The organism is Gallintestinimicrobium sp., from assembly GCF_046968865.1.
In the GTDB taxonomy this organism is placed as follows: Bacteria; Bacillota; Clostridia; order Lachnospirales; family Lachnospiraceae; genus Gallintestinimicrobium; species Gallintestinimicrobium propionicum.
This window is the reverse complement of the sequence record NZ_JBKVPW010000016.1, coordinates 95,854-103,252: the sequence shown is the minus strand read 5'-3', so window position 1 is coordinate 103,252 and position 7,399 is coordinate 95,854. Positions and strand designations below refer to the sequence as shown.

The window sequence follows — 7,399 nt, the reverse complement described above, 5'->3', positions numbered from 1 at the left end:
ATTCAGCAAAATCTTTTGGTTTGTAATTAGTGATATTAGATGTGTTCATAACAATATCCTCCGTGGGTATATTTCAACACATTTAATTACTATTGACAATGATTTTGATTACTTAAAGTTTGCTCCTTTCTGGCGGATCCAATCTGTCATTGACCAGTTTGATCTATTTCGTTGACCAGCTCAGTCGTTTCATTCTGCTACCGCATCCAGTTCCTGATCTCCCAGCTGTTCCAGACGGATGACAAGCCGGTGCGGCAGGCAGACGATACTCTGTCCGCTTTTCCGAATCAGTCCGCGGCTGACGCAGATCTGATCCGGGCAGTCCGCTTCCTTCATTCGGACGCCACCCTCTGTAATTTCGATCACGTTATAGCTGTCTCCATCGGAAATCCGATATTCCCCGGGTTCCGACAGCGGCAGACGCATCAGCTCTTTACTGTCCTGCTCCACGATCGCATAAACCGTACCGGAAGTCCTGTTTTTGACCTGAAAGAAAAAGACAGCTGCTGCCGCTGCCAGTATAACAGCGGCGATCAAAAGGAAATCCCTCCTGTATTCGCCGCTGCTTATTGTATCATTTTCGAACGTATGTTTCAAGTTTTATTTCCCCGTCCTGTCAGGCTTCCGGGCAGTATTTTTTGCGCTGCACCTCATACTCTTCAGCTTTTGCGCTCTGTCCAAGCTCTCTGCAGATCGCCGCGCAGTTGCCGCAGAGCAGACCGTAGCCTTCTTTTCTGCCGAAATGCTTTTCCACCTCAAACAGCGCGTGCTCATAATTTTCCAGGGCGCGTTCCAGACTGCCCTGACGGTAGCAGACCTCGCCGAGTCCGGCAAGCGCTGCGCTGTAGTGTGTATCCGTCTTGCCGCCATCCTCTTTAAACGCGGAAATCGCAAGCTCGAGATGCTTTTCCGCCGCTTCCAGCTTGTCCATTTTCAGCTCGATCAGTGCAAGACTCGTCCGGGAAGTCGCCACTTCAACCCTTGTTCCAGGCTGTTTTTCCATAATCTGAATCGCTTTTTCCAAAAACAGCGCCGCATTTTCATTTTCGTTGAGCTTTTCCAATAAAATACTGATGCTGCTATATAGCTCTGCCAGACGATAGTCGTCTTTGGGAAGCTCTTTTTGATAAATTTCAAGGGCACGCCGATAATTTGCAAGTGCTTCCTCGTATTTTCCCGCCGTGCGGTACGCAGTCGCCACATTGAACAGGGTCGTTGCAAAATGGACGGTATGATCCAGCTGCAGCTCCTCCATCAAAAGAAGAACGTCCTCCCCGACCGCAAATGCAGCCTCAAACTGTCCGATGCTTCTGTAAAAGCCCAGAAGCTCGTTGCCGACGGAAATATAAATGCCATACTCCTGCTCTTTTTTGGCATCCTCCAGACAGGATAAGAGAAACGGCTCTACCTCTGTCAGCTGATCCTCCTTATAATAATGATCCAGCTTTGTTAAAATCTGGTCAATTGTCATCATTGCCCTGCGCCCTCCTTTGTTGCTGTCGCTTTCCAGCCTCCGCCCGCCTGATAGGCGACACAGTACCATTCCACTTCCCCGGTCGTATCCCTGCGCGCGATCGTACCCGATTCATCCAGCGTAATTTCATATAATAATTCGATCACATGGCTTCCCTCCTCTTCATAGGCAGCCGTGTAGATCAGACAATTCTCCCCGTCGCCCGTGTTGGCGCTGACCGGCAGAAAAATATTTTCCCCATTCGGATTGTCAAACGAATATTCCCCGACGACGATTTTTGCAGTTCTGGCGTTGTCTGTCGTTTTGCTTTTGGAATCCGTTTTCGACGTTTTATTTTTGGAAGAGCTCTGCTCAGACGTACTTTTCCCGTCTGTTTCTTCCGCAAGAAGCCCGGCTTCCCGTTCCGCGATTTCTTCCTTCGCCTCCTGCGGAATCAAATCTGTCCGCATAAACAAATCGTGCTGAAGCTCTAAAACCTCACTGCTGGTCAAAGAAGAAACGTATACATTCCATTTGTTGCGAAATGCAGAAAGCTCTCCGTTTTCTTTTTTCAGGGTGCTGTTGATATCCCGCATGTTCTCTACTTCTTCCTGAAGTACTGCTGCATTGTCCTCTGCATCCTTTCTGCGGCTTCGCTCTCGCGAAAGCCCCCATGCCTCGAATGCAACGATTCCCAGCAGCACGGCGACAGTAATATAGGTAAAAATTTTTGCTAAAACCTCTTCCCGAAATCTCATACAGTCAATACTCCTTTACATTCGTTGTTTTGACCTTTCTCCATATTACAATAATCTTTCCAAAAAGTCATCCCTTTTTCATTGTTCCTTGACTTTCCTATTTGTAAAAATTATAGTATTTACAAGAAATATCCCATAATAAAAAGAAAAAGAGGCTTTCCCATGCTATATTCCATCTGTCAGAAACTGTTTTACAAAATCCGCCAGGAGGCTGTCCTGTCGATTGCCGTTTTGCTCGCCCTGCTCTCTGCCTGCTTCGTTTTGCCGGACGCATCCTATTTCGGTTATATCGATTTTCGCACGCTTACCATCCTGTTTTCCCTAATGACTGTCATGGCCGGGCTGCAGCGTCAGGGCGTTTTTACACGGTTCGCATATTCCCTGCTGTCCCGCACAAACAGCATCACCTCCCTGGTATTCGTCCTGGTCGGTTTATGCTTTTTTTGCAGTATGCTGATCACGAACGACGTTGCGCTCCTGACCTTCGTTCCGTTCTCCTTTGCTGTACTGGGACAGTTGCCGGATGCATCCGGTAAAAAACTCCTGACGCCCGTTGTTTGCCTGCAGACTATTGCCGCCAACCTCGGCAGCATGATGACTCCCATCGGGAACCCTCAGAATTTATATCTGTATGGCAAAAGCCAACTGTCCTTTTCCGCTTTTTTGCAGCTCATGCTCCCTTATACGCTGCTGTCTGCCATCCTGCTTTCTGTCTGCATTTTCTATCTGGGACATCCGCATCGGCAGCAAACAGTCTCTTCCTCAATCCAGAATCCGACTACAAACGCTGCGCAAAAAAAGCCGGCGCTGATCCGGCTTTACATCGTTTTGTTTTTCTTCTGCCTCCTTGCCGTTTTGCATGTGCTTCCCTACCCGGCAGTCTTTGTCCTCGTCCTTTTGGGCGCATGGATCGCAGATAAAAAAGTGCTGGCACAGGTCGATTATTCCCTGCTCGCCACGTTTCTCGCATTTTTTATTTTCATCGGAAATCTCGGCAGAATTCCCGCCTTTGCCTCCTGGCTTTCTGCAGCGCTCTCCGGTCGGGAAATCCTCATCAGCGTCCTCGCATCCCAGGTCATGAGCAACGTTCCGGCGGCGCTTTTGCTGTCCGGCTTTTCCAATAACGTTCCAGCGCTGATCGTCGGCACTAATTTAGGTGGGCTCGGAACCCTGATCGCATCGATGGCAAGCCTGATTTCTTATCGGCAGATCGCCCGGAAGCTTCCCGAACAGAAAGGGCAGTACTTTCTTCTGTTCACCCTTGCAAATATTGGTTTTCTGGCAATTCTGCTTGTTTTTGCGACAGCTGTCCATCCATAATCGATACACGCTGTTTCTGACCGGTCCATACAGCCAATGATGTTCATCAGCGTCGTTTTGCCGGAGCCGGACGGACCCAAAACCGCAACTTCAAAAAGCCGCCGCAGGCGTTTCAAACCTGCGGCGGAGCATGCATTCTATTATTTTAATCCTCGTTAATGTAATTGATCAGTCCACCTGCAGCGATAATCTTCTGCATGAAGGGCGGAAACGCCTGTCCTTTGAACTGCCTGTTCTGCGTCTTGTCGGTGATGATACCGGTATCGAAATCGATTTCGACCTCATCACCCGCCTGAATTGCTTCTGCCGCCTCCGGGCATTCGATGATCGGCAGTCCGATATTGATCGAATTACGGTAAAAAATCCGGGCAAAGGTCTGTGCAATAACACAGCTGACGCCAGCCGCCTTGATAGCAATCGGCGCATGCTCTCTGGAAGAACCGCAGCCGAAGTTTTTATCCGCAACAATGATATCGCCGGGCTTTACGTTTTTGATGAAATCCTTGTCAATATCCTCCATGCAGTGCTGTGCAAGCTCTGCCGGATCGGAGGAATTTAAGTAACGTGCGGGGATAATGACATCCGTATCCACGTTATCTCCATATTTGAAAACTGTTCCGTTCGCCTTTTTCATGCTGTTTTGTCCCTCCTCAATCGAGCTGCTCAGGACATGCGATCTGTCCCGCCACCGCGCTGGCTGCCGCAACTGCCGGGCTCGCCAGATAAACCTCTGATTTGACGTGCCCCATACGTCCGACAAAGTTCCGGTTCGTCGTCGATACACAGCGCTCGCCCTCTGCCAGAACGCCCATATAGCCGCCAAGGCAGGGTCCGCAGGTCGGTGTGCTGACCACTGCTCCCGCCTCGATAAAGGTCTTTAACAGCCCTTCTTCCATCGCTTCCATGTAAATCTTCTGAGTCGCAGGGATTACGATACAACGGATCCCCTTTGCCACATGTCTGCCCTCCAGCACCTCTGCAGCGATCCGAAGGTCATCCAGTCTGCCGTTTGTACAGGAACCGATCACAACCTGGTCGATGGCAACAGATTCCTGGATTTCATCGATGGTCTTTGTGTTTTCCGGAAGATGCGGGAATGCGATCGTCGGACGCAGTGCAGAAAGATCAATCGTGTATTCCTCATCATAAACAGCATCCGCATCCGCTTCGTAAATGTGGTATGGCTTTGTGGAATGCTCCTTCATGTATGCGATCGCCTTGTCGTCTACCGGGAAAATGCCGTTCTTGCCGCCTGCCTCAATCGCCATGTTGGCAATTGTAAACCGGTCGTCCATGCTTAAATTGGCAACACCCTCACCGGTAAATTCCATGGATTTATACAGTGCGCCGTCTACGCCGATCTTGCCGATGATATGTAAAATCACATCCTTGCCGCTGATCCACTTGCCCGGTTTGCCGATCAGGTTAAACCGGATTGCAGACGGAACTTTAAACCATGCCTTGCCGGTCGCCATTCCAGCCGCCATATCTGTGCTGCCGACGCCGGTGGAAAATGCGCCAAGCGCACCGTAGGTACAGGTATGGGAGTCTGCACCGATTACGACATCACCTGCTACGGTAAGTCCTTTTTCCGGCAACAGAGCATGCTCAATTCCCATCTCGCCGACCTCGAAATAGTTTGTGATCTCATTGCGGCGTGCGAATTCGCGAACGCATTTGCAGTGTTCTGCCGATTTGATATCCTTGTTCGGTACAAAATGATCCGGTACCAGCGCGATCTTGTCCTTATCGAACACACCGTCCACCTTCATTTTTTCCATCTCTTTGATGGCAACCGGGCTTGTAATGTCGTTGCCCAGAACCAGATCCAGCTGCGCTTCAATCAGCTGTCCTGCTTCCACATGGTCGAGTCCGGCATGCGCGGCCAGAATCTTCTGTGTCATTGTCATTCCCATATGATCCGATCTCCTTTTTGGCTGAAAAACAGCCGGATTTGCAGATGTCCGTCGCCCCGGACGTCTTTTTCTGTATTTAAGTGTATCATAGTACATTCAGAAAGAAAAATACCTTTCTCTTATATTTACTATAATCATCAGTTATGGTAGGATTGTGCTATATATAAAATCAGTTATACCAGTAACAGACAAAAACAGACCGTATATGGTAAAAAATACTGCCGGAAAGGGAAACTTATGGAACAGAATTTTAATCTTTACCACATTTTTTATACCGTCGCCAAATGCCGCAACATTTCCGGCGCGGCACGTGAGCTCTACATCAGCCAGCCCGCCATTTCCAAGGCGATCTCCAAGCTTGAACAAAGTCTTGGCACGACGCTTTTTTACCGCTCCTCCCGCGGTGTTTCCTTGACGGAGCCGGGCGAAATCCTGTTTATCCAGGTAGAAAACGCTTTTCAGGCGATCACCCAGGGCGAAGAACAGCTGCAGCGCTTCCAAAAGCTCGGCATGGGACATCTTTCCATTGGCGTTTCTGCGACGCTGTGCAAATATGTCCTGCTCCCGATCCTACAGCCCTTTATCCGCCAAAACCCGCATATCCAGCTTTCCATCGCCTGCCAGTCCTCCCTCGAAACGATGCAGGCGCTCGAACAAGGCACGCTCGACATCGGGCTGATCGGCGCAGAGGATGACATGTCTGCGTTTGTTTTTGAACCCCTCACCGACATTCAGGATATTTTTGTCACCACGCACACCTATCTCGACAATTTAAAAGAGCGCATCCGCCCAAACGACCATCTTTCCTCCCGGACGGCGTTTGCAGCGTCTACGCTCCTGTTATTGAATAAAGAAAATATTACCCGCCGGTACATCGACCGCTATCTTTCCCAGGAAAACTTAAGCGCCTCCCGGATTATCGACGTAACCTCTATGGATCTTCTGATCGAATTTGCAAAAATCGACTTAGGAATCGCCTGCGTCATCAAAAATTTCGTCCGCGACGAGCTCGCAGAGGGAAGGCTTGTCCAGCTGAAAATGCCGGTTTCCATTCCCACCCGCAAAATCGGCTTCGCCTATGCAAAATCCGGCACTATTCCTCCGACTGTGCGCAAGCTCCTTTCTTTTTTGCAAGAACTGGAAGTCCAAAAAGCAATACAAGACCGATCAAACAGATAAACAGGGAGATAAACTGCGACGTGGAAAACTCCCCGACGTTTCCCCGGATCAGGTCGCCCCGGAAGTATTCCAGGACAAATCTGCCGATGCTATAAAAGATCAGATAACAGCTCGCCACCTGTCCGTCTGTTTTGAGCTTCTTTGACAGTGCAAGCAGCACGAAGCAGTTTGCAAAATCCAGCACACTGGAAATAATCTGCGTCGGCAAAAGCGCAACATCATTTGGTGCATAGGCGGAATTGTGGAACACGATCCCTATCGGGTTTGCGGGATCCAGCTCTATCCCGTAGCAGCAGCCGGCAAGCAAACAACCAATCCGCCCGAAGCCCTGTGCCATCGCAACCGCAGGCATCGCGATATCAAAAATTTTCCAAAAGTTCCATTTCGTACATTTGCAGTAAATCCACGCAGTCAGGATACCCCCGATAATGCCGCCGTATACGACAAAGCCGTCCTTAATGCTGCTGCCAAGAAGCGCCGGGTTTGCAAGAATGTCCGGCAGTCTTGTCAGAAGATACAGAATCTTCGAGCCTAAAAAACCGCCCAGCACCGACCAGACCGTCAGTGGGAACACTTTTTCCCAGTCCATCTGTTTCTTTTTCGCACGGTATTCCACCATATAATAAGCGGACAAAACGCCGATCGCAATCATCAGTCCATAGCCGTGTACGGTAAACGGTCCAATAGAAAACAGGTCATTTTTCATACGCTGTAAAACTCCTTTGTATTTTCATTTCCGTCAGCGGAGAAAGCTACCCGCTGACGCATATCGC

General features: G+C 49.5%; 8 protein-coding genes. 2 read left to right on the top strand and 6 right to left on the bottom strand.

The window, feature by feature from the left end; all coding sequences use genetic code 11:
- Positions 1–189: 189 nt before the first annotated feature.
- The 3 genes from ACLTOQ_RS13355 to ACLTOQ_RS13345 all read right to left on the bottom strand — a co-directional run bounded on the left by ACLTOQ_RS13355 (position 190) and on the right by ACLTOQ_RS13345 (position 2,211).
- Positions 190–537, bottom strand: coding sequence for a NusG domain II-containing protein (locus ACLTOQ_RS13355; RefSeq protein WP_262584645.1), 348 nt, complete (start codon positions 535–537; stop codon positions 190–192).
- A 79-nt stretch (positions 538–616) separates the two neighbouring features.
- Positions 617–1,474: a tetratricopeptide repeat protein gene (locus ACLTOQ_RS13350; RefSeq protein ID WP_021915329.1), complete on the bottom strand. Its 858-nt coding sequence runs from the start codon at positions 1,472–1,474 to the stop codon at positions 617–619.
- On the bottom strand, positions 1,471–2,211 hold the full coding sequence (locus ACLTOQ_RS13345) for a hypothetical protein (RefSeq protein ID WP_412319636.1): 741 nt from the start codon (positions 2,209–2,211) through the stop codon (positions 1,471–1,473). The genes ACLTOQ_RS13350 and ACLTOQ_RS13345 overlap by 4 nt, the downstream gene beginning before the upstream one ends.
- Positions 2,212–2,373: 162 nt before the next feature.
- Between ACLTOQ_RS13345 and ACLTOQ_RS13340 the strand changes: the two genes are divergently transcribed.
- Positions 2,374–3,531 (top strand): SLC13 family permease, encoded by a 1,158-nt coding sequence (locus ACLTOQ_RS13340; protein WP_412319635.1) that lies wholly within the window; start codon positions 2,374–2,376, stop codon positions 3,529–3,531.
- Between the two features lie 145 nt (positions 3,532–3,676).
- Here the strand turns inward: ACLTOQ_RS13340 and leuD are convergent, their stop codons facing one another.
- Both leuD and leuC read right to left on the bottom strand, forming a co-directional pair.
- Complete coding sequence (gene leuD / locus ACLTOQ_RS13335) at positions 3,677–4,165, bottom strand: 3-isopropylmalate dehydratase small subunit (protein WP_021915332.1); 489 nt, start codon at positions 4,163–4,165, stop codon at positions 3,677–3,679.
- 16 nt (positions 4,166–4,181) lie between these two features.
- The gene (leuC, locus tag ACLTOQ_RS13330) at positions 4,182–5,447 is read right to left on the bottom strand and encodes a 3-isopropylmalate dehydratase large subunit (RefSeq protein ID WP_337672933.1); all 1,266 of its coding nucleotides are present in this window, start codon (positions 5,445–5,447) and stop codon (positions 4,182–4,184) included.
- Between the two features lie 237 nt (positions 5,448–5,684).
- On the opposite strand from leuC, the gene ACLTOQ_RS13325 reads away from it, so the two are divergent.
- On the top strand, positions 5,685–6,626 hold the full coding sequence (locus ACLTOQ_RS13325) for a LysR family transcriptional regulator (protein ID WP_412319634.1): 942 nt from the start codon (positions 5,685–5,687) through the stop codon (positions 6,624–6,626).
- Here ACLTOQ_RS13325 and ACLTOQ_RS13320 read toward each other — a convergent pair.
- Positions 6,541–7,332 (bottom strand): prolipoprotein diacylglyceryl transferase, encoded by a 792-nt coding sequence (locus ACLTOQ_RS13320; RefSeq protein WP_337426696.1) that lies wholly within the window; start codon positions 7,330–7,332, stop codon positions 6,541–6,543. The two genes, ACLTOQ_RS13325 and ACLTOQ_RS13320, sit on opposite strands and share 86 nt — an antisense overlap.
- Between the last annotated feature and the right edge of the window lie 67 nt (positions 7,333–7,399).